Source organism: Parazoarcus communis, assembly GCF_003111645.1.
Classification (GTDB): Bacteria; Pseudomonadota; Gammaproteobacteria; order Burkholderiales; family Rhodocyclaceae; genus Parazoarcus; species Parazoarcus communis_A.
This window is the reverse complement of sequence record NZ_CP022187.1, coordinates 821,314-843,598: the sequence shown is the minus strand read 5'-3', so window position 1 is coordinate 843,598 and position 22,285 is coordinate 821,314. Positions and strand designations below refer to the sequence as shown.

Annotated in this window: 18 protein-coding genes; 6 read left to right on the top strand and 12 right to left on the bottom strand. The window is 62.3% G+C overall.

All coding sequences use genetic code 11. From position 1 onward, the window contains the following. Positions 1–3 precede the first annotated feature (3 nt). The 10 genes from CEW83_RS03890 to CEW83_RS03845 form a co-directional block, all read right to left on the bottom strand. Positions 4–1,524, bottom strand: coding sequence for a 3-hydroxyacyl-CoA dehydrogenase (locus tag CEW83_RS03890; protein ID WP_234418983.1), 1,521 nt, complete (start codon positions 1,522–1,524; stop codon positions 4–6). Positions 1,525–1,560: 36 nt separating this feature from the next. Next, the gene (locus tag CEW83_RS03885; protein WP_108948166.1) at positions 1,561–2,355 is read right to left on the bottom strand and encodes an enoyl-CoA hydratase-related protein; all 795 of its coding nucleotides are present in this window, start codon (positions 2,353–2,355) and stop codon (positions 1,561–1,563) included. Between the two features lie 7 nt (positions 2,356–2,362). Then, positions 2,363–2,758: a RidA family protein gene (locus tag CEW83_RS03880; RefSeq protein WP_108948165.1), complete on the bottom strand. Its 396-nt coding sequence runs from the start codon at positions 2,756–2,758 to the stop codon at positions 2,363–2,365. Next, positions 2,755–3,210, bottom strand: coding sequence for an acyl-CoA thioesterase (locus tag CEW83_RS03875; protein ID WP_108948164.1), 456 nt, complete (start codon positions 3,208–3,210; stop codon positions 2,755–2,757). Before CEW83_RS03875 ends, CEW83_RS03880 begins: the two co-directional genes overlap by 4 nt. A gap of 40 nt (positions 3,211–3,250) precedes the next feature. Continuing rightward, a complete protein-coding gene (locus tag CEW83_RS03870) occupies positions 3,251–4,432 on the bottom strand; it encodes an acyl-CoA dehydrogenase (protein WP_108948163.1) in 1,182 nt (393 codons plus the stop codon). 46 nt (positions 4,433–4,478) lie between these two features. After that, complete coding sequence (locus tag CEW83_RS03865; protein ID WP_108948162.1) at positions 4,479–5,630, bottom strand: acyl-CoA dehydrogenase family protein; 1,152 nt, start codon at positions 5,628–5,630, stop codon at positions 4,479–4,481. An 11-nt stretch (positions 5,631–5,641) separates the two neighbouring features. Further along, positions 5,642–6,487 (bottom strand): enoyl-CoA hydratase family protein, encoded by an 846-nt coding sequence (locus CEW83_RS03860; RefSeq protein ID WP_108948161.1) that lies wholly within the window; start codon positions 6,485–6,487, stop codon positions 5,642–5,644. A 242-nt stretch (positions 6,488–6,729) separates the two neighbouring features. Further along, positions 6,730–7,539 (bottom strand): SDR family NAD(P)-dependent oxidoreductase, encoded by an 810-nt coding sequence (locus tag CEW83_RS03855; protein WP_108948160.1) that lies wholly within the window; start codon positions 7,537–7,539, stop codon positions 6,730–6,732. A 201-nt stretch (positions 7,540–7,740) separates the two neighbouring features. Beyond that, positions 7,741–10,056, bottom strand: coding sequence for a bifunctional salicylyl-CoA 5-hydroxylase/oxidoreductase (locus tag CEW83_RS03850; RefSeq protein WP_108948159.1), 2,316 nt, complete (start codon positions 10,054–10,056; stop codon positions 7,741–7,743). Between the two features lie 155 nt (positions 10,057–10,211). Next, positions 10,212–10,721, bottom strand: a complete 510-nt coding sequence (locus tag CEW83_RS03845) for a MarR family winged helix-turn-helix transcriptional regulator (RefSeq protein ID WP_234418982.1) — start codon at positions 10,719–10,721, stop codon at positions 10,212–10,214. 188 nt (positions 10,722–10,909) lie between these two features. On the opposite strand from CEW83_RS03845, the gene CEW83_RS03840 reads away from it, so the two are divergent. The 6 genes from CEW83_RS03840 (at position 10,910) to CEW83_RS03815 (ending at position 17,549) form a co-directional block, all read left to right on the top strand. Then, positions 10,910–11,920: an AraC family transcriptional regulator gene (locus tag CEW83_RS03840; RefSeq protein WP_108948158.1), complete on the top strand. Its 1,011-nt coding sequence runs from the start codon at positions 10,910–10,912 to the stop codon at positions 11,918–11,920. A gap of 151 nt (positions 11,921–12,071) precedes the next feature. Next, positions 12,072–12,860, top strand: coding sequence for an SDR family oxidoreductase (locus tag CEW83_RS03835; protein WP_108948157.1), 789 nt, complete (start codon positions 12,072–12,074; stop codon positions 12,858–12,860). 86 nt (positions 12,861–12,946) lie between these two features. After that, positions 12,947–14,227, top strand: coding sequence for a styrene monooxygenase/indole monooxygenase family protein (locus CEW83_RS03830; RefSeq protein ID WP_108948156.1), 1,281 nt, complete (start codon positions 12,947–12,949; stop codon positions 14,225–14,227). 13 nt (positions 14,228–14,240) lie between these two features. Continuing rightward, positions 14,241–15,422, top strand: coding sequence for an OmpP1/FadL family transporter (locus CEW83_RS03825; protein ID WP_108951187.1), 1,182 nt, complete (start codon positions 14,241–14,243; stop codon positions 15,420–15,422). An 11-nt stretch (positions 15,423–15,433) separates the two neighbouring features. Further along, positions 15,434–15,958, top strand: a complete 525-nt coding sequence (locus CEW83_RS03820) for a flavin reductase family protein (protein ID WP_108951186.1) — start codon at positions 15,434–15,436, stop codon at positions 15,956–15,958. Positions 15,959–15,968: 10 nt separating this feature from the next. Beyond that, a complete protein-coding gene (locus CEW83_RS03815; protein ID WP_108948155.1) occupies positions 15,969–17,549 on the top strand; it encodes a phytoene desaturase family protein in 1,581 nt (526 codons plus the stop codon). 224 nt (positions 17,550–17,773) lie between these two features. On the opposite strand, the gene CEW83_RS03810 is transcribed toward CEW83_RS03815, so the two are convergent. Both CEW83_RS03810 and CEW83_RS03805 read right to left on the bottom strand, forming a co-directional pair. Continuing rightward, complete coding sequence (locus tag CEW83_RS03810; RefSeq protein WP_108948154.1) at positions 17,774–19,408, bottom strand: methyl-accepting chemotaxis protein; 1,635 nt, start codon at positions 19,406–19,408, stop codon at positions 17,774–17,776. A gap of 97 nt (positions 19,409–19,505) precedes the next feature. Beyond that, positions 19,506–22,109 carry an EAL domain-containing protein gene (locus CEW83_RS03805; protein WP_108948153.1) on the bottom strand — a complete coding sequence of 868 codons (2,604 nt, stop codon included), beginning with the start codon at positions 22,107–22,109 and terminating at the stop codon, positions 19,506–19,508. Positions 22,110–22,285: the final 176 nt, after the last annotated feature.

Below are 22,285 nucleotides of genomic sequence, written 5' to 3'. Positions count from 1 at the left end.
GGATCAGCCTTCGGGCGTCAGCAGCGAAACGCCGAGGCGCGCGCGCCGGATCAGCCACGGGCTGGGGCGGTAGCGCGGGTCGCGGGTATAGGCCTGCATGCGATCCAGTATCGCAAGCACGCGCGCTGCGCCAATCGCATCGCCCATCGCCAGCGGACCGGCCGGGTAGCCCAGGCCGAGCCGCACCGCGGTGTCGATATCCTGCGGTGAGGCGATGCGTTGCTGGGCGATGTCGCACCCCAGATTGACGATCATCGCCATTACCCGTTGCGTGATGAAGCCGGGGCTGTCGTGAATCACTGATACCGGCATCCCGTCCGCCCCGAACAGGCCGTGAGCGGCATCGCGCACCGCGGCATCGGTGAGCGGCGTGGTCATCAGCGTGCGCCTGCGGTCGAGCGCAGGCAGCACGTCGATTGCGACCGTATGCCGCGGATCGAGTCCCGCATCGAGGCAGGCGCTGGTGGCGTCCTCGCCCCACGGCGCCACGATGCACAGCGCGTCGTCCGCAGGCCTCGCCCCCGCATCGAGTTCGCCACCGAGGCTTGTCACCAGCGCGCACAATTCGCTGCGCACCGCCTCGTCCTGAATGGCGACAAAAACACGTGCAGGTCGCGCGGCCGGTGCCGGCGATTCAGGCACCACCTCGGGCTTGCCATCGCGATACACATAGAAGCCCTGCCCGCTCTTGCGCCCGAGCAAGCCTGCCGCAAGCCGCTGCCGCGTGATCGGCGAGGGGCGGTAGCGCGGCTCCTGGTAATACTGGCTGTGAATCGATTCCATCACCGGATGCGACACATCGAGGCCAGTGAGGTCGAGCAGTTCGCACGGCCCCATGCGGAATCCAGCAGCCTCGCGCAACACGCGGTCGAGCGTGGGTACATCGGCAATCCCTTCACCCAGAATGCGCAGGCCTTCGGTCAGGTAGGCCCGACCGGCATGATTGACGATGAAGCCGGGCGTATCCTGCGCCCGCACCGGGCTGTGTCCCATGCGACCGGCGAGCGCGGTGAGGCGGTCGCATACTGCCGGCAGCGTGCGCGCGCCGTTGATGACTTCTACGATCTTCATCAGCGGTACCGGACTGAAGAAGTGCAGCCCGGCCACCCGCTCCGGATGCGCGCAGGCTGCGGCGATCGAGGTCACCGACAACGAGGAGGTGTTGGTGGCAAGAATGCAGTCAACGCCCACCACCGCCTCAAGGTCGCGCAACAATCCGCGCTTGGCTTCCAGATCCTCGACAATCGCTTCGACCACCGCGTCACAGCCGGCAAGATCCGACAGCGCAGCGGCCGGCTTCAGGCGCGCCGCGGCTTCGGCCCCTTCCGTGTCACTCAGGCGCCCCTTGGCAACGAGCCTTTCCAGCATCGGAAGGATGGCGGCAATGGCCTCGGCCGGTGCAGCGGGACGTGCGTCGAACAGACGGACCTCGAGCCCGCCGACTGCGGCAATCTGGGCAATCCCCCGCCCCATCAGGCCGGCACCGACGATGCCGAGCGTGCGTATTGGCTGATCCGAATTCAAGGCTGACTCCAGGCGTGTGGAATGACAGGAAACGCGTCAGCGCCCCGTCCACACCGGTTTACGTTTTTCGAGGAAGGCGCGTACGCCCTCGTTACGATCGTCGGTGCCGGCGAGCACGACGAAATTGCGACGTTCCAGCACCATGCCGGCCGCGAGCGGCGTCTCGAAGGACTGCAGCACCGCGTCCTTGGCCAGTCTGACAGCCAGGGGAGCCTTGCCGGCGATCTTGCGTGCCAGCTCATGTGCCCGCGCAAGGCAGGCATCGTCGGCAGCCACCTCGGCCACCAGTCCGGCCGCGAGCGCTTCTCGGGCGGAAATGAACTCACCTGCGAGCACCATCTTCATCGCCAGCGACTTGCCCACTGCATGGGTCAGACGCTGCGTACCGCCCGCCCCCGGGATGATCCCGAGGTTGATCTCGGGTTGTCCGAACTGTGCGGATTCGCCGGCAATGATGATGTCGGCGTGCATCACCAGCTCGCAACCCCCACCCAGAGCGTAGCCACAGACCGCGCCGACCACCGGCTTGGGAAAGCGGCCGATCGCCGCGAACAACTGCGGCCGCTCTTCGAGCAGGACGGCCTGCATGTCCTTGGAAGCCATCTCGGCAAGGTCGGCACCTGCGGCAAAAACCTTGTCGCCACCGGTCAGGACGACGCAGCGCACCGCATCGTCACCCGCCGCCTGTTGCAGCAGAGCAACGATCCCGCGTAGCAGCGGGGTGGACAAGGCATTGCGGGCGTCGGGCCGGTCGAGCCGGATTTCGAGCACGCCTGCCTCCGGGCCGGCAACCAGGAGGCCTTCGGGCGACGGGTATGTGAGCTCGCTCATGTCGTTCTCAGTCCGGAATCACGGCCGTGACTTCGATCTCGACCTTGGCTTCGTCTTCCACCAGATCAGCGACCTGAATCGCGCTCATGGCCGGGTAGTTCTTGCCCATCACTTCGCGATAGACGGCGCCGATTTCCTTCAGACGCGCGACGTATTCCTTCTTGTCGACCAGGTACCAGGTCATGCGCACGATGTGCTCGGGGCCACCGCCTGCGGCACGCACGACGTCGACCGAGTTCCTGAGCGCCATGTAGATCTGCTGGATCAGATCGTCGCTCTCAAACTTGCACTCGGCATTCCAGCCGATCTGACCGCCGACGTAGATCTGACGACCACGGGCTTCGATACCGTTGGAGTAGCCGCGGGGCTTTGCCCAGCCTTCCGGTTGAAGAACCTTGTTCATGATTGTTTCTCCATAAATCTCTGAATGGCCTGACGTACGTCGTCCGGCCAGGGAATTGCCTTGTGGGTGTCGAGCGAGGTGGCAACCAGTACCTGTCGCGCCCGCATGCGGGCGGTGTCTGCTCCGATCACGACGTGATGCAGTACAAGTGAGGTATTGCCGAGTTTCTCGACCGTCAGATGAAAATCCAGGAGCTCGCCAAACTTGGACGGCTGCACGAACTCGGTATCGAGGCGGAAGGTGGGTGTGCCGATTCTGCGCACAGTCACCAACTCGGTCCAGGGCTTGCCCAGGTGTGCCCACCAGTCTTCGACCACCCCGTTGAGCATGCGGAAATAGTTGGGAAAGAACACGATCCCTGCCGGGTCGCAATCCGAGAATCGCACCTGCCGTCGGGCGATGAACTCGACCGCTTCCGCATCCTGCACATCAAGGCTTTCGCTTGTTTTCAAGTCGGTCTCCCCCTGTTCGTTGTGGCCAGCAGCCTGGCGATCAGTTGCTGAACGCAGCGATGCCGGTGATGGCGCGGCCGAGGATCAGCGCATGCACGTCGTGCGTGCCTTCGTAGGTGTTCACCACTTCCAGGTTCACCAGGTGACGGGCCACGCAGAACTCGTCCGAGATGCCGTTGCCGCCGAGCATGTCGCGCGCCATGCGGGCGATGTCCAGCGACTTGCCGCAGCTGTTGCGCTTGATGATCGACGTGATCTCGACTGCCGCGTTGCCTTCGTCTTTCAGATGGCCAACACGCAGGCAGCTCTGCAGACCGAGCGTGATCTCGGTGAGCATGTCGGCGAGCTTCTTCTGCACCAGCTGGTTGGCTGCAAGCGGACGACCGAACTGATTGCGGTCCATCGTGTATTGACGCGCGGTTTCGTAGCAGGCTTCCGCCGCGCCGAGTGCGCCCCAGGCGATGCCGTAACGCGCCGAGTTCAGGCAGGTGAAGGGGCCTTTGAGACCGCGCACCGTCGGGAAGGCGTTTTCTTCCGGGCAGAACACTTCGTCCATGACGATCTCACCGGTGATCGAGGCGCGCAGGCCGACCTTGCCGTGGATCGCGGGTGCGGACAGCCCTTTCCAGCCCTTCTCCAGCACGAAGCCGCGGATCTGGCCTTCGTCGTCCTTGGCCCACACCACGAACACGTCCGCTATCGGGCTGTTGGTGATCCACATCTTGGAGCCCGACAGGCTATAGCCGCCGTCGACCTTGCGCGCACGGGTCACCATGCTGCCGGGGTCGGAGCCGTGGTTGGGCTCGGTCAGGCCGAAGCAGCCCACCCATTCGCCGGTGGCGAGCTTGGGCAGATACTTCTTCTTGGTGGCTTCGTTGCCGAATTCGTTGATCGGCACCATCACCAGCGAGCTCTGCACGCTCATCATCGAACGGTAGCCGGAATCCACACGCTCGACTTCACGCGCGATCAGGCCGTAGCACACGTAGTTCATGCCGGCGCCACCGTACTCTTCCGGGATGGTTGGCCCGAGCAGGCCGAGTTCGCCCATCTCGTTGAAGATCTCGCGGTCGGTCTTCTCATGGCGGAAGGCTTCCTGCACGCGCGGCAGCAGCTTTTCCTGGCAGTAGGTGCGTGCGGTGTCACGCACCATGCGCTCCACATCGGACAGTTGCCCGTCGAGTTGCAAGGGATCGGCCCAGTCAAAATGGATCTTGCTCATGTTATTTGCGGCTCCCGTGGGGTTGGGGTGGCGATTCGGAAATCGGTTATTTGAGTAGTTCGCGGGCGACGATCAGCTTCTGCACTTCGGTCGCACCTTCGTAAATGCGCAGCGCGCGAATCTCTCGGTAGAGCGACTCGACCTTGACGCCCACGCGTACGCCCTGCCCGCCATGCATCTGCACCGCTGCGTCGATCACGCGCTGTGCATTTTCGGTGGCGGTCATCTTTGCCATCGCGGCTTCCCGCGTCGTTGGCAGCTTCTGCACGTCACGGCGCCATGCGGCACGGGCGGTCAGCAACGCGGCTGCTTCGATGTCGGTCGCCATCTCGCCGAGCCTGGCCTGCGTAAGCTGGAAGTCGGCCAGGGTGTGGCCGAACATCGGTCGCGCTTTGGCGTGGCGCAGACCTTCGTCGAGGGCGCGGCGGGCAAAGCCGAGGGCTGCAGCCGCGACCGAAGCGCGGAAGATGTCGAGCGTACGCATCGCCACCTTGAAGCCTTCGCCTGGGGCGCCAAGGCGATTGGCCACCGGCACCTTCACGTCGGTGAAGCGCAGCCGTGCCAGCGGGTGCGGTGCGATCACTTCCATCCGCTCGGCCACTTCGAAGCCAGGCATGTCGGGATAGACGACAAAGGCCGAAATGCCGCGCGTGCCCGGTGCTTCTCCGGTGCGCGCAAACACGCAATAAACGTCGGCGATGCCTCCGTTCGAGATCCAGGTCTTTTCGCCGTTGAGAACGTAGTGATCACCTTCGAGGCGGGCGTCGCAGGCCATGGCGCCCACATCCGAACCGGCGTCCGGCTCGGTCAGTGCGAAGGCCGAAATCCATTCACCGCTGGCCACCTTCGGCAACACGTGTTGCTTGAGCGCTTCGCTGCCCGACAAGGTGATGGCGCCGGTACCCAGCCCCTGCATGGCAAAGGCGAAGTCGGCAAGGCCATCGTGGTAGGCGAGCGTTTCGCGTGCGATGCACAGCGAGCGTGAATCGAGTTCGTCGAGGGCGCCGCCGTAAGCCGCCGGCACCGCGTAGCGCAGGAAGCCGGCTTTGCCGAGGGCTGCGACCAGTTTGCGGCAGGCGTTGTCGGTGTCGTGATGGTCGATTTCGGGCATCGCATGCGATGCCCAGTCGAAGATCGCATCGGAGAGCTGGCGATGTTCGGGGCCGTAAAACGGCAGATCGAGTATTGAGCGGTCCATGTGCCTGACGCTCAGTTGCCTTCGAACTTCGGCTTCTGCTTCGAGGCGAAGGCCTCGAACGCGCGCCGGAAGTCGCCGGTCATCATGCAGATGGCCTGGGCCTGGGCTTCGGATTCGATCATTTCCTCGACGCCCATCGCCCATTCCTGGTTGATCATGGTCTTGGTGACGGTGTGCGCGAACCACGGCCCGTCAGCAAGGTTGCGGGCGATTTTCTGCGCTTGTCCGAGCAGATCGGCGGACGGGTGCAGGGCGCTGAAGAAACCCCACGCCAAGCCTTCGTCCGCACTCATCGCACGGCCGGTCATCAGCAGTTCGGTGGCACGACCCTGCCCGATCATGCGCGGCAGCAGGCCGCAGGCGCCCATGTCGGCACCGGCAAGACCAACGCGGGTGAAGAGGTAGGCCGTCTTCGTTTCCGGGGTGCCGAGGCGGAAGTCGGCTGCAAGGGCGAGCATGGCACCGGCACCGGCGCAGATGCCGTCGATGGCGGCGACGATCTGTTGCGGCGCACGGCGCATGGCTTTGACGAGATCGCCGGTCATGCGGGTGAACTCGAGCAGTTCGGGCATGCTCATCTTGGTCAGCGGTTCGATGATCTCGAACACATCGCCACCGGAGCAGAAGTTGTTTCCGGCGCCCTGGATGACCACCGTGCGAACGTCGCTGGCGTAGGTCAGGTCGCGGAAGAGGTTGCGCAGTTCGGCGTAGGAGTCGAAGGTGAGCGGGTTCTTCTTGTCGGGGCGGTTCAGGGTGATCGTGGCCACCCGACCGTCGTCGGAACATTCCCACTTGAAGTGATGTGCCGGATAGTCCTTGAACGGACGTTTGTGGTCATTCATCGAAAGTTCTGCCATGGCCTCTCTCCGTTTCTCTCAGTCGGTGCAGGTCAAACCTGCTGCCTGTACGCGTTGTTTGCTACTGCCTATTTCGTTTACTGCTGCAGGTGCCTGCGGTTCCGGTGAGCGCACCGTGTGGTTGCTCCGCGGCTGCGGAACTCGCTGCGCTGCGCTTGCTCGGACAGTCCTCGCCGCTGCACAAACACACAGCGCACTCGCCTTGTTCCGTGCTTCAGTGTCGCGTATTCATCCGTTCGCTCTCAGCCGGCCATGACTTCGCCGCCGGCGACCGGGATCGACTGGCCGTGAATCGCCTCCGACCCGGGCAGACACAGCCAGCCAACCGTCCGTGCAACATCTTCGGGCTGCACCAGCCGCCCTTGAGGATTGCTTGCCGCCAGCGTGGTCTTGGCTTCGTCGCTGCTGCGACCGGTCTTGACCACGATGTTGTCCACCGCACCGCCCAGCAGCGGAGTGTCGGTATAGCCTGGGCACACCGCATTCACGGTAATGCCCTGCTTCGCCACTTCCAGCGCCAGTGAGCGGGTAAAGCCAATCACGCCGTGCTTGGCAGCCGAATAGGCGGACACATACGCATAACCGACCAGGCCGGCCGTGCTGGCGATATTGACGATCCTTCCCCAGCGCGCGGCCTGCATGCCAGCAAGGACGGCCTGAGTGCAGTTGAAGGTGCCGGTAAGGTTTACCGTCAGCATCTCGTTCCACAGTCTGGGCGACGTCTTGCCTGCGGGGGCGCTCTTCGCCGCACCTGCGTTATTCACCAGAATCGAAATGGCACCGCGCTCCGCGGCCGCAGAAGCAAACGCCGCAGCAATGCCGGCATGATCGGTGATGTCTGCCGCCACAACGCCATGCCCCTGCCCTGCGAGCTTCGCCCGAGCGGCTTCAAGCGGCTCGGCACGACGGCCGACCAGCGTCAGCGTCGCACCCAGTCGCGCCAGCTCCTGCGCGATGGCCTCGCCAATCCCGCTGCCAGCACCGGTCACCACTGCGTGGCGCCCGGACAAAGGCAAGGTTGAACTGCTGCTGGTGTCAAAAGTAATGCTCATCACGCCCCCAAACCGTCTGTCTTTTTCCGCTACCGCCGGACCTCAACTCCTGTGCCTCTGATTCGGGAGTGGGGTGGAGGCATTTGTGGAGAGGGCGAGGACTGTCCGAGCGCAGCGAGTTCCGCAGCCCTCGGAGCAAATACCTCTGCCCCACTCCCTTGGCACGAAGACCGGATCCAAAGAATCAAACCAGATCCTGCTTCACTTTCCCGGAGCAGCGTAACTGCGCTTGAGGTTGTTCTCGTACTGCGAACGACCCGAAATGTACTGCTTCGGCCACGCTACGCCCTTGAAATCAATCTTCGCCGCCTCGTGCAGCGTCCACGCCGGATCGGCGAGGTGCGGACGGGCCACCGCGCAAAGGTCTGCACGCCCGGCGGCCAGAATACTGTTGGCATGATCGGCCTCGAAGATTGCACCCACTGCGATGGTCGGGATGCCAACCTCGTTGCGGATACGGTCGGCGAAAGGTGTCTGGAACATGCGCCCGAACACCGGCTTTTCACCCTTCCACACCTGACCGGACGAACAGTCGATGATGTCGGCACCCGCGGCCTTGAACAGACGTGCAATCTCAACCGCCTCGTCTGCCGTGTTGCCACCGGGGAACCAGTCGTGGCAGGACAGGCGAACCGACATCGGCTTGTCCGCCGGCCACACGGCACGCATGGCCATAAACACTTCGAGCGGATAACGGGCGCGGTTCTCGATATTGCCGCCATACTCATCCGTGCGCTGATTGGTCAGCGGCGACAGGAAGCTCGACATCAGATAGCCATGCGCACAGTGGTATTCGAGGATATCGAATCCGGCCTCGACGGCCATTCTGGTTGCACGCACAAAATCAGCCTTCACCCGGTCCATGTCGTCGCGGTTCATTTCGCGCGGCACCTGCGAATGCGGCAGGTAAGGCAGTGGCGAGGCGGAAATCAGCTCCCAAGCACCGGATTCGAGCGGCTGATCGATACCTTCCCAGGCGAGCTTGGTTGCACCCTTGCGTCCGGCATGACCCAGTTGGATACCCATCTTTGCTGTCGAATTCGAATGCACGAAATCGACAATGCGCTTCCACGCGGTCACATGCTCAGGCTTGTACATGCCAGCACACCCAGGGGTGATGCGCGCATCGGCCGATACGCAGCTCATCTCGGTGTAAAGCAGGCCGGTACCGCCAAGGGCGCGCGCGCCGAAGTGCACCAGATGGAAGTCGCCAGCGACGCCATCGTCCGCCGAATACATCGCCATCGGCGACATGATCATGCGGTTGGGAACGGTCAGCCCACGCAACTTGAACGGCGTAAACATCGGCGGCGGCGGAGCCTTGTCGGCATCAACCGTCACCCCGGCCTTCTCGGCAAACCAACGCTCGTAGCCCTCCAGCCAGTCAGCATCACGCAAGCGCAGATTCTCGTGCGAGATCCGCTGCGAACGCGTGAGCATCGAGTACATGAACTGCTCGGGCTCCATCGTGTCGCAATAGCGCGCGTCACACACCTCGAACCACTCCATCGCATTCCACGCGGCATTCTGCAGACGCAGCACATCCACGTTCCGCAATTCCTGATAGCGCGCAAGCACCTCCGGAATGTTCTCCACCGCATCGCCCATATCCTGGAACTGACGCGTCAACTCGATTGCATCCTCGATAGCAAGCTTGGTGCCCGAGCCAATGGCGAAGTGTGCGGTATGTACTGCATCCCCCATCAGCACGACATGGCTGTTCCCATTGTTCACCCACCACTTCTCGCACTTCACCTGCTGGAAATTCAACCACGCGGAACCGCGCAGATGGCGGGCATTTGTCATCAAGGCATGCCCATCGAGATGCTTTTCGAAGAGCTTCTCGCAGAAGGCGATGGACTGCTCCTGATCCGCCTTGTCCAGCCCGTGCGCCAACCAGACATGCTCCGGGCACTCTACGATAAAGGTCGTTGTTTCAGCATCGAACTTGTAGATGTGGGCCTGGAACCAGCCGTGTTCGGTCTTCTCGAAGATGAAGTTGAAGGCATCGAAAAGCTTCTTCGTACCCAGCCAGATGTACCGGTTCGGCCGCTTGATGATGCTCGGTTTGAACAACTCCTGATAGCGCTCCCGTGTGGCTGAAAAAATCCCGTCGGACGCAATGATCAGGTCTGCGTCGGGGTACTGACGATCCTCGCCATCGACCTCGAATACGAGCTCGATGCCCATGTTCTCGCAGCGCTCCTGCAGGATATTGAGCATCTTCTTGCGCCCAATCCCGACGAAGCCATGACCGCCACTGCGAATGGCGCGGCCCTTGAAATGCAGTTCGATGTCATCCCAGTGATTGAACGCGATCTGGATCGCATCCGCGGTCACCGGATCCCATTCGCGCATGTTGTCCATGGTCGCATCAGAAAAAACGACACCCCAACCGAAGGTGTCATAGGGCTTGTTGCGCTCTACGACCGTGATCTGATGTGCCGGATTCAGCTTCTTCATCAGGATCGCAAAATACAGGCCTGCGGGGCCTCCGCCGATACACACGATGCGCATGCTATTGCTCCTTCTGGATTGAGCCGCCCGGCCCCCTGACTGAGGGAGCGATCCGGAACGGATGGGTTCTGGCTTGCTTGTTTAGTGAGCAATATTTCATATCTAAACTATCAAGTCAACAAGGACTCCGCAGCCCTTCCATCATTCCTGCCCGACTACGAATCCGCCTCTTCGTCGATGGGGCCAGACGCCGGGTGCAGCGCAAGCAAGTCTCTGAGCATCGAAATCAGCATCTCGGCATTCTCCTGCCCGAAGGGCTCGAGCAGACGTGCCTGATGATTGATGGCGCGCTTGCGCAAGGACTCGGTCAGCAGGTGACCTTTCGGGGTAATGCGAACCACGGTCTGGCGGCGGTCGGAGCGGACGCGGGTGCGATCGACGATGCCGTCGGCCTCCATGCGTTGGACGACCTTGCTCAAGGTCGGCTGCTTGGTCAGCGTCAGCTGACTGAGCACGCCGATGCTCTCGCCTTCACTGCCTTCCAGACTGGCAAGCACCCGCCACTCGGTGACCGACAGACCTGCGGCCTCGACGTCGCGGTGAAACTCACGCGAAATCCGGCTGCTGGCCTGCGCGAGCAAGAAGGCGAGATAGTGATCGACAAAGCGTGTGTGATCCGGCTCGGACGCCATCTCAGCATGCGGTTCGGGCGCTGTATCCGTCATGTCGTTAACATTTTTCCTGCCCAGATCCTGATCGGCAAAGAAAATCGCGCTTGCGATCTCCTCAACTTTGCTTATAAATTGTTTATAACTATACGTTAATCGCAGCACGAAACTCAGGCTGAGGTAATGATGACAGACAGCGCCACGTACCACCTGCACGCCACCTGCCAGCAAGCCTGGACTTCAGCGTGAGCCGGCAGCAACTCGCACCCGGCGCGGAGATCCTTTCTGCTTTTCCGCTGTTCAGTTCGGACGATGCCGATGAGGCGCGGCAGAAAGTCGCAAACGTGTTCTGCCCGCACGATCTGCGGCCGGTGAACACGGATACCCGCTTCTCCTCGCGCCACAACCTCGTTCGCCTTGGCGAAACCGCGCTGAATTATCTGACCTATGGCACGGATGTCGACATTCTGCCCGGCTGCCTCGAAAGCTTCTACCTGGTACAGGTTCCGGTTGCGAGCACGGCGCAGATCCGCTGCGGCAATCAGGAGGTGCTGTCCTCCCCGGCCACGGCCAGCATCCTCAATCCGCATGAGCCGACCCGGATGCGCTGGAAGCACGACAATCGCCAGCTCATGCTGTGGTTGCCGCGCGCGTCCCTCGAGCGTCGTCTGACCGAACACCTGGGCGACGAACCCCACGAGCCGCTGAGCTTTGACATCGGCCTGTCACAGACCGAAGGCCTGACGGCCAGCTGGTGCCGGATGCTGCGCGATCTCGCCGACAACATCGACCAGTGCGGTGCAGATTGGCTGAACTTTCGCCCCACGGTCGCGGCAATGGAGGACTGCCTCATCCGCGGCCTGCTGCAACTCCATCGTCACAACTACAGCGACCGCCTGCACCAGCCACAGCAGGCCGCCCTGCCCCGGCACGTGCAGCGTGCCATCGACTACATTCATGCCCACGTCGAGGATGCAATCACGGTGGGCGATATGGCCCGCGTTGCCTGTGTCAGCGTACGTGCACTGGAAGAAGGGTTCCGCAAGCACTGCGACAGTACGCCACTGGTGTACCTGCGTGACACCCGCCTCGACTGTGTCCGCAAGGCGCTGCTCAGTGCCGCACCGGGCAGCGACAAGGTTGCCGTGCTCGCGCATCGCTATGGCTTTGCCCATCTCGGACGGTTTTCTGCCTATTACAAGAACCGTTTCGGCGAATCCCCCTCGCAGACCGCCGCCCGCCCGCGGTACAACTAAGGAACGGAGTCGTGTACCTGGCTCACCGCTGTCAGGTGTGCGCGTTCCGGACAGCGCGATTGCGCAAAGCGGATAAACAGCCATCACCATGAAATGAACACTGTGTCCCAAGGACGCCAGCGGCGGCGTCCTCCAACCGAGGACACAGCAGATGAATGGATTAAGCGGCAAGGTCGCCATCGTCACCGGTGGCGCCACGATGATCGGCGAAGCGGTGGCAAGAGACCTCATCGCACACGGCGCCCGGGTCGTGCTCGCCGACATCGATACACAGAAAGGCACGGCTGCAGCCGATCGCCTCGGGCCTGCGGCCTGCTTCCAGCACACGGATGTCAGTCAGGACAGCGAGATCGCCCGCTGCGTGGACACCACCGTTGCCACGTTTGGCGGCATCGACTTTCTCGTCAATTGCGCCTGTACCTACGTCGATAACGGCGCGGCATCGACCCGTGCCGAGTGGAACCAGGCGCTTGACGTGAATCTGGTTGGTGCCGCGATGATGCTGCAGGCCTGCCACCCCCACATGCTCAAGCGCGGGCGTGGCGCAGTGGTGAACTTCGCTTCGATCTCCGCCACCGCCGCGCAGTCGGGCCGCTGGCTCTACCCTGTGAGCAAGGCGGCGATGCAGCAATTCACCCGTTCGGCCGCACTCGACCTTGCCCCGGATTACATCCGCGTCAATTCGGTCTCGCCCGGCTGGACCTGGTCCTCGATCATCGAAACCCTCTCCGGCGGCGACAAGGCCAAGGCCGATCACGTTGCTGCCGATTACCACATGCTCGGGCGCCTCGGCATGCCGGACGAGGTCGCCCAGGTGGTGAGCTTTCTGCTCTCCGACCACGCCAGCTTCGTCACCGGCGCCGACTACGCCTGTGACGGCGGCTACACCGCCCTCGGCCCTGAAGGCCGCGTACCGGCCATTACCCGACTGATGGACTGAGTGTCCGCAGGGACCCGTTTGTACCGGGTCATTCGTACCTGCTCAGCCACGCACACCACAGATACCCCCAAAGCGGAGACAACACCATGCAAAGTGAAAACATTACCCCCCGTTCGGTCGCCATTGTTGGTGCAGGCCAGGCCGGTCTGCTGCTCGGATGCGGCCTGCTCGACAAAGGCTACAGCGTCACCATCGTCACCAACCGCACGCCTGAGGACGTCTGGAGCGGCCGTGTGATGTCTTCGCAGTTCATCTTCGATCCGGCACTGCAGATCGAGCGCGACCTTGGCCTCAACCAGTGGGAAGCCGACTGTCCGCGCACCGAAGGCATCGGTTTCTCCATTCCTGCCCCCGATGGCAGCGGCACCCAGGCCCTGCACTGGCACGCCCGACTCGATGCCTACGGCCAGTCGGTTGACCAGCGGTTGAAGATGCCGGGCTGGATGAAAGAGTTCGAGCGTCGTGGAGGGGAACTGCGCTACGACGATGTCGGTGTCGACCAACTGGAAACGCTCGCAGCCGAATACGAACTGGTGCTGCTTGCCGGTGGCAAGGGCGAGATCGTCAATCTGCTGGGGCGCGACGACAGCCGCTCCCCGGTGCGCCAGCCGATGCGGCAGCTCGCGCTGAGCTACGTCACCGGGATGAAGCGCACCGATTACTACGAATGCGTCAATTTCAACCTGATCCCTGGCGTCGGCGAATACTTCGTGTTTCCCGCCCTCACCACCGACGGCGCCGACGGCACCAAGGCCTGCGACATCATGGTGTTTGAGGGTGTGCCGGGTGGCCCGATGGACTGCTGGGGCGATGCAAAGACGCCCGAGCAGCACCTCGAAGTCAGCCTGAACATCCTGAAGACCTTCCTCCCGTGGGAGTACGAGCGCAGCCGCGACTGCCAGCTCACCGACGACAACGGCCGCATCGCCGGACGCATCACGCCGACCGTCCGCAACGCCGTGCTCACCCTGCCCTCGGGCCGCAAGGTGCTCGGGCTGGGCGACGCGGTGCTGGTGAACGACCCGATCACCGGACAAGGCTCGAACAACGCGACCAAGGCCGCCAAGCACTATCTGGACGCCATCCTCGCCCACGACGCGTCGGCATTCGATGAAGCCTGGATGCGCCAGACCTTCGACGACCTCTACAACGGCTACGCCGAGAAGGTCGTGCGCTGGACCAACAGCCTGCTCTTCCCGCCGCCGGAACACATCATCAAGCTGCTCGGCGCCGCACAGGAACTGCCCGCAGTCGCCTCGCGCATTGCCAACGGCTTCAATGACCCGCGCGACTATGCCAACTACTGGTTTGCGCCCGAAGACACCGACCGCCTGATCAATGCCGAAGCCCAGAAGCTGGCCGCCTGAGGACATCACGAACATGACCACATCCAGGAACCTCCTGCGCCGCCTCCCGCTTGTCATTGCACTCGGCTTGCCGCTCAGCGCGCTTGCCACACAGGGCACCTTTCCTCATGGCTACGGCGTCAAGGCCGAAGGCATGGGTGGCGTATCGATCGCCCTGCCGCAGGACGCCGTCGCCGGCGCCAACAACCCGGCCGGCATGGTCCTGGTGGGTGACCGCCTTGATGCCGGTGCAGCCCTGCTTAAGGTGGATAACGGTGCCAGTTTCGCCGGCACCGGGTACGACGGCAGCAAGGAGCGCAGCATCTATCTGATCCCTCAGCTCGGCTACAACCACATGTTCGGCACCAGCACCTCGCTCGGGGTATCGGTCGTCGGCAATGGGGTGGGCACGGACTACGGCCGCGACACCAATATCGGCGGACTGCAGGGGACGCGCTCGGAGCTCAAGCAGATGGTCATCACCACCAGCCTCGCGCACCGCCTCAACGACGCTCATGCCATCGGCGTCGGTCTGGTGCTGGCACGCCAGGTGCTCGATATCCGCGGCCCGGCTGGTCTCGGCCTGCCTGAGGGCCGCGACGAATCCACCGGCGCCGGCATCAAGCTGGGCTGGACCGGTCAGATCACCCCTGCCCTCACCCTCGGCGCCACCTACTCGAGCAAGGTGGACATGGGTCGGATGAGCGAATTCGACGGGCTGCTGGCCGATGGCGGCGACCTCGACATCCCTGAGAACTATGGCTTCGGCATGGCTTATCGAGTCGGCGCCTTCACTGTTGCAGCAGACGTGCTGCAGATCAACTGGAGCGGCGTTGGCTCCCTCGGCAACCCCGGCGTCACCACTGCGCCCGGCGAAGGCAAGACTGCTGGCTTCGGCTGGAAAGACCAGACCGTGTGGCGCATCGGTGTCGCCCATGCACTGAGCGACACACTGACCCTGCGCGCTGGTTACAGCCATGGCACCCAGATCGTCGACAAACGCGACACCTTCCTCGGCATCCTCGCCCCTGCGGCAAACCGCCGTCACTACACCCTGGGTGCGACCTGGGCGATGAGCAAGGAAATGGAACTGTCGTTCGCCTACGCAAAATCCCCCAAGGAACGAGTGCGCGGCCAGGGGGCCGCACCCGACAGTCTGACCGAAGTGTATATGGGGCAGGACTGGCTCTCGTTCAGTATGGGCATGAAGTTCTGATGGAGGACACAATGATCGACTCACGAGAACTCCGCGACGCGCTGGGGCACTTCGCCACCGGTGTCACCATCATCACCACGACGGACGCAGAAGGCCAGCCCGTCGGGGTCACGGTCAACAGCTTCGCATCGGTGTCACTCGACCCGCCACTCGTGCTGTGGAGCCTGGCAAAACGCTCGTTCAGCCTGCCCGCCTTCACCCAGGCAGGTGGCTTCGCGATCCATGTGCTTGCGAGCAACCAACAGGCGCTTTCAGACTGCTTTGCGCGCGGCGCGGGCGACAAGTTCAACGGCGTCGACACGGCCCAGGGCATCGACGGTATTCCGCTGCTCCCGGGTTGCGCGGCCGTGTTCGAATGCAGCACCGAGCACCAGTACGACGGCGGCGATCATCTGATTTTCGTCGGGCGGGTGCGCAAGCTGCATGTAGACGATCGCGCGCCGCTGCTGTTCTATCGCGGCCGCTATGCCGCGCCGGAGGAGGAGTCCCGCTCCTTTTCCGGTCTGATGCGGGCTGTTCGCACCGCAGCGGCCTGAGGCAGGGACGATGAGCACATACGACGCAATCATCGTCGGCAGCGGAATTAACTCCCTCGTCTGCGCAGGCGTGCTGGCGAAACGCGGAAAGAAGGTGCTTGTACTCGAACGCGAAGGGGTGCTCGGCGGCTGTATTCGCACCGAGGCCCTGACTGCACCGGGTTACCTGCATGACACCATGTCGACCGCCCATCCGTTGTTCGTCACAGGCCCGGGCTACGCCGAACTGAAGGATGGCCTGCACGCAAACGGGCTTGACTACTGCAACAACGGCACCCCCACCGGCGTGCTGCTGCCCGACGGCCGTTTCCTCATCATGGGGCGCGACCGCGCAGCAAACATCGCAGGCATGAACGCGCTGGCGCCCGGCGACGGAGATGCCTACGCCGAAGGCATGGGCTTCGTCGAGCAGAACGCCGAGCTCATCTTCTCGCTGCTGGGCAACGAACTGTGGAGTTCAAGTGTCGGCAAGATGATGCTTGGCCGGGTGTGGAAACAGGGCGCACATGAAACCCTCGCCTTCTTCGGCCCCGCAATGCAAAGCTGCCGCGCCTGGCTGGAAACGCAGTTCAAGGACGAGCTCGTGCGCGCGCTGCTGGCGCCGTGGGTGCTGCACACCGGACTCGGACCGGAAAGCCCCATGTCGGCGCTGATGGCGCGCGTCATCGCGTTCACGCTGGAAGGCGTCGGACTGCCACTGGTCAAAGGTGGAAACGCGCGCACCGTCGATGCTTTCCGCGCGCTGATCGAAGGTGCTGGTGGTCATTTCGAGACCGGCGCCGACGTCGCCGAAGTGCTTGTGGATGGCAAGAAAACGCGTGGTGTGCGCATCAGCGACGGACGGGTATTCGAGGCCCGGCAGGTCATCTGCAACGTCACGCCCACCCAGCTCTACGGCCGGCTGCTCAAGCAGGACGATGCCCCGGCCCCGCTCCGCCGCCAGGCCACCGAGTACCGCTACGGCAAGGGCAACATGCAGATTCACCTCGCACTGTCCGAGCCGCCGCAATGGGCGGATCCGCAGCTGCGCGAAGTGATCTACCTGCACCTCACGCCCGGGATGGACGGCGTTTCGCGTGCCGTCAACGAGGCTGAACGTGGCCTGCTGCCCGCGGAAGGTACCGTGTGTGTATGTCAGCCCTGCGCCGTCGATCCCTCACGGGCACCCGAGGGCGGCTGGATCATGTGGATTCAGTTGCCCGAATGTCCCCGCAGCATCCGCGGCGACGCGCGCGGTGAGATCGAAGCGACCGCCGACGGAAAATGGTCTGCTGACATTGCCGAACGTTATGCCGACCGCGCAATCGAGCGTATCGCTGCGCACGTGCCGAACCTGAAGGCGAGCATCATCGGTCGCAAGGTCATCTCCCCGGCTGATCTGGAGCGGATGAACATGAACCTCGTCGGCGGCGACCCCTATTCGGGTGAATGCGCGATCGACCAGTACCTGTTCTGGCGCCCGGTTCGTGGCGTGAAGGATCACAGCACGCCGATCAAGGGCCTGTACCACATCGGCGCGTCGACGCACCCGGGACCCGGGCTCTCCGGCGCATCGGGCTTTCACGTTGCCAATGCATTGGCGAAGCGCTGAGAGCCTTTCCGGCCAGCGCACCACTGTTGGCGCGCCCGGCATCCGCATGCCCAGGTGAGCGAAATCCGCTTTGCCGCCGCACCAGACCTGCTGCCTGCCTGCCTTGAACCAAGGCAGGCAGGCAGCGCCGTTTTCATCATGTAAAGACAGAGCCGGGTCGGAAGGACTTCACGTCGGGATGCAATGTCGCATCCCGAGCTTGAGGCGAGCGCCTCGCACGCCCCCTAGACTACGAACTGCCCCATGGCCATCTTCATGCGGCCGACCGACCGATCGAGACTGTCGACCGCCGCGCGGGTTTGGGCGACGACCGCCATGTTCTGATCGGTCATCGATGCGACGCGCTCGACGCTCTGTGCCATCACCACCATCGCATTGTTCTGCTCGGCAGACGAGTGGGTAATATCGTTGACCATGCCCAGGGTCTTGCTCATCTGGGTATTGATCTCCAGCAGCGCGCCTTGTGCGTCCTGCACCAGTTTCACGCCGCTTTCGACCTGAGTTGCACCCTGCCGCATTCCACTGACTGCTTTCTGGGTTTCAACCTGGATCGAGCCGACCATGGTGCTGATCTCCTTCGTGGCATTGCCGGTGCGCTCGGCGAGCTTGCGCACTTCGTCGGCAACGACGGCAAATCCTCGCCCTTGCTCTCCGGCGCGTGCAGCCTCAATTGCCGCGTTCAGGGCCAAGAGGTTTGTCTGGTCGGCGATATCGCTTATCACTCCGGTGATGCGAGAGATCTCCGCCGACTGGGACCCCAGAAACTCGACCTGAATCGCCGCATTCTTGACGGTTTCCGCCAGTGCAAGAATCGTTTCGCAGGCCTGGGCCGACAAGGTGCTGCCACGTGCAGAAACCGTGCTCGCATGCTGCGCTGCGGTCCGCGTTGCCTCGGCATGCTCGGCGACTTCGCCGATCGACACCGTAATCTGTTCGATGCCGGCCGCCGCGGACGATGTTGCGTCGCTCTGTACCCGTGCCGAATCGCTGACATTGCCGACGCCCGAGCCGACTTCGCCCGAAACGCTGACCACCCGCTCGGCGGAATCGCTCATCCCCTGCACCGTTGCCTGTACCGAGGAGACAAAGCGGTCGACGCTGCGACCGATATCGCCCAGAACGTCCCGCCGTGAGAGGGTGAAACGCTTGCGCAAATCGCCGGTAACCAGGAGGTGGTCGAGATGCTCGTGCAAGGAGGTCATATCGCTGGCAATCCGCGGCAGACCGAAGACCAGGAAAAAGGTCCCCCACAGCAAGCCCGTCGCGGCGATCGCGAGCATGACATCAGGCAGGAGCGGCAAGGGCACAAAACGATCGACCAGTACGAAGAGTGCGAGCACTGCCATCAGCAAGCCGAGTCCGACAAGCTGGATGTTCACCGAGTTGAGGATTGCCCAAAGAGAACGTCGCGTGGGGACGATCCGGCCATGTTTGACGCAAATCGACTTATCGCCTTCCCTGATGCGTTTGTACGCTTCCTCGGCCGCGACCACCTCTTCCCTGCTCGGACGGGCACGAACAGACTGGTATCCAACGACTTGTCCGTTCTCGCGTACCGGCGACGCATTCGCCACGACCCAGTAGTAGCCACCGTCGCTGCGCAGGTTCTTGACGATTCCACGCCACGGCCGCCCCTCCTTGAGATCGCGCCACATGTCGGCAAACGCCTCTGCAGGCATGTCCGGGTGACGCACCATGTTGTGGGCCTGGCCAATCATCTCCTCCGGACGGTAGGCACTGATCCGCGCAAAGGCTTCGTTTGCTTCGACGATGATACTTTTAAGGTCAGTACGCGAGTAGATGAACTCACCCTCGGGCAGCAGGGTTTCAATGCTCGTTACGCTGGCGGATTTGCGCATGTCACCCTCGGGAACCTGTCTCTTGTTGTAGTAAACGCCATACCTTTGGTATGGCTTTAAGCACGGCGATCAGCTTTGCTGATGCCGAATTTCCTTACTATGGCATGCTTTTCCCGGTTCCGAGCCACCTGTTTGCGAACACGACAGGCGACTCCGGGCGGCCAAAAAGATAGCCCTGCGCCTTGTCGCAGCCCAGAGCCAGCAGGCGTTCAGCCTGAGCGGACTCCTCCACGCCTTCCGCAAGCGTTCGAAGACCGAGGTTCTTTGCCATTGCAATGATGGTGGCGACGATGCTGTGATCATTCCGGTCCTTGAGCATGGAACGGACAAACGACATGTCGACCTTAAGCGTATGAGCGGGAAAACGTTTGAGATAGGCGAGCGACGAATGCCCGGTTCCGAAATCGTCGATAGCAATCGTGAAGCCGGCGTCGACAAGCGCGCGGGTGACCTTCATCGCGCAGTCGGGATCGCGCATCATGCCGGACTCGGTGATTTCGAGTTCGATCTGGTCAGGCGATACGCCTGCTTCGCGGATGATCGTAATCGCGCGACGGGCAAAATCCTCGCGGTCGATCTGCTGTGCAGCCACGTTGATTGCCAGACGACCAGGCAGCGTCAGGCCCGCCTTGGTCCAGAACTGCAGTTGATGGCAGGCCTGTTTGATCACCCATTCACCAAGCGTGATCATCATTCCCCGCTCTTCCGCAATCGGAATGAACTCTGCCGGGCTCACCCAGCCCCACTCGGTATCTCGCCAGCGCAGCAGCGCCTCGGCGCCCGTCAGCGTTCCCGTCCTGAGATCAATCTGGGGCTGATAGTGGAGTTGGAGGCGATCCTCCTGCAACACACGTTGGAGCCGATGAGCGACTTCGAGTCGCCGAGCCAGTTCGACGCCCATCTCCGAATCGTAGAAACAGTAGCGACCGCCCCCGCCGTTCTTGGCCCGGTACATCGCGATATCGGCATGCTTCAGCAGTTGCTGCGCGTCGGCGCCATCGCCCGGATACATGGCCACGCCCGTGCTCGCTCCGATCGAGAAGGCGTTCTCTCCAATCTCGATCGTCTTCACCAGTACCCGGTTCAGGCGCTCGGCGATCAATGTTGCCCCCGAACGCCCGGTTTCATGCGCGATGATGACGAACTCGTCCCCACCGAGACGCGCAAGCGTCTCATCATGGCGCAGCGTCGTCTGGAACCGACGCGCGACCTCGGACAACACCAGATCGCCGCAGGCATGTCCCTGCGTGTCGTTGACCTCCTTGAACCGGTCGAGATCGATGAACAGCACCGCGATTGACTGCCCTTGACGACTCGCATGCGCCAGCGCCTGATGGAGACGATCCTGGAACAGCGCCCGATTCGGCAGTCCGGTCAGGGAATCGTAGAAGGCAAACTGTTCGATGCGAACTTCGGAGAGCTTGCGGTCAGTAATGTCCTGTGCCGTTCCCAGTGCGGATATGAGTTCGCCCTTGTCATCGAACTCAAGCGCGGCACGCTCCTCAATCCAGCGGATTTTCCCTTTGACCTGTATCCGATGCTCGACCCGATACGGTTCGCCGGAGAGCGCAGCTTGCCAGGCCCGATTGACGACCTCGCGGTCGTCCGGGTGAATCTGGGCAAGAAACTGTTGAAAAGATACTGGCGTCCCGGATGGCGTATCGAAGATTCTGTAAGTTTCTTCTGACCATTCAAGTATGAGCTTATCTCCGCCGCACCGGTCCAGGCTCCAGCTACCGATTCTTGCCACTGCCTGCGCATCACGGAGCATCGCGGCACTGCGAGCGAGTTTTGCCTCTGCATCCCGACGAAAAATCTCTTCGGCGGTGACGGGCTCAAGCACAAGAAGCAACTGCCCAGCTTCTTCTTCCAGACAGATCCGTTTCACGGTCAGCCTGACCTGTTTCTCGCGCCCGTTATCCGGCGCGCGAACCAGGAATGGAGCGTCATACAGATCGACGCCGGTCTCCCGGACATCTGCAATCCGTTGTTCAAGCCCTCTGCCCTCAAGCACAGCCGACAGCCTGTTTCCCGTGACCGAGTTGGATCGAAGGTCAAACATCCTGATGAAGCTCTCGTTCGCAGACAGCACGGATAGTGTTGGCGACAGAACGAGAATCCCGTCGTGCATGCTGTTGAACACCATCTCGGCGTAATTCTTCAAGCCGAGAATCGTGTTGTCCCTTGCCTGGATATAGGTGTCGATTGCGAGACCCATATCGAGCAAAACAATCTTGATCAGGGACTGAACGGTGTGATTGCACTGTTCGTGATCATCAATGAAGCACCGCTTGATCTCGGGTAACAAGCCTACGAGATAGTTGGCGTAGGCGCCCAGATACCATTTCGGTTCCAGCCCCACACGATGATGGACGAGGCCGACGCGAAGCCGGTGGTGAACGTACTCGCGTCCATAGTCACCTGCAGTCAAGCCTTCGAAGTAGCTGACCTGGGCACGCTGCAACCGCGCGAGGGTATTCGGGTCGGCAAGCAACTTCCGGGTCTGGTCAAACGCAAGGATCTGCTCGTAGAACCGCTCGGCGAAGACGGGTGCGTATCCTTGCAGATGCGAGTGCAACTGCTTCAAACGCGCGACATCCTCCTCACCGAAGCCCAGAAATGCCTTGCGCTCAGCGATTGCGTCATCATCGAGCTGCAGCTCATTCGCAATCCCTGCGACGTCAAAGTGCTCAACCTTCATATCATCACGTCCGTCTTGTGGTGCAGGCTGACTCGTCGAAGTCACTGCGACTATTACTGTTGCAGCAACTGATTCGATCCTGAGGAAGTCCGAACCCTCTCGGCATCGAATGCGGGTGACCAAGCCCGGTAGCGTCAATGCACGGACATTCAAATGTGGCTACCGCTACAGGGCCG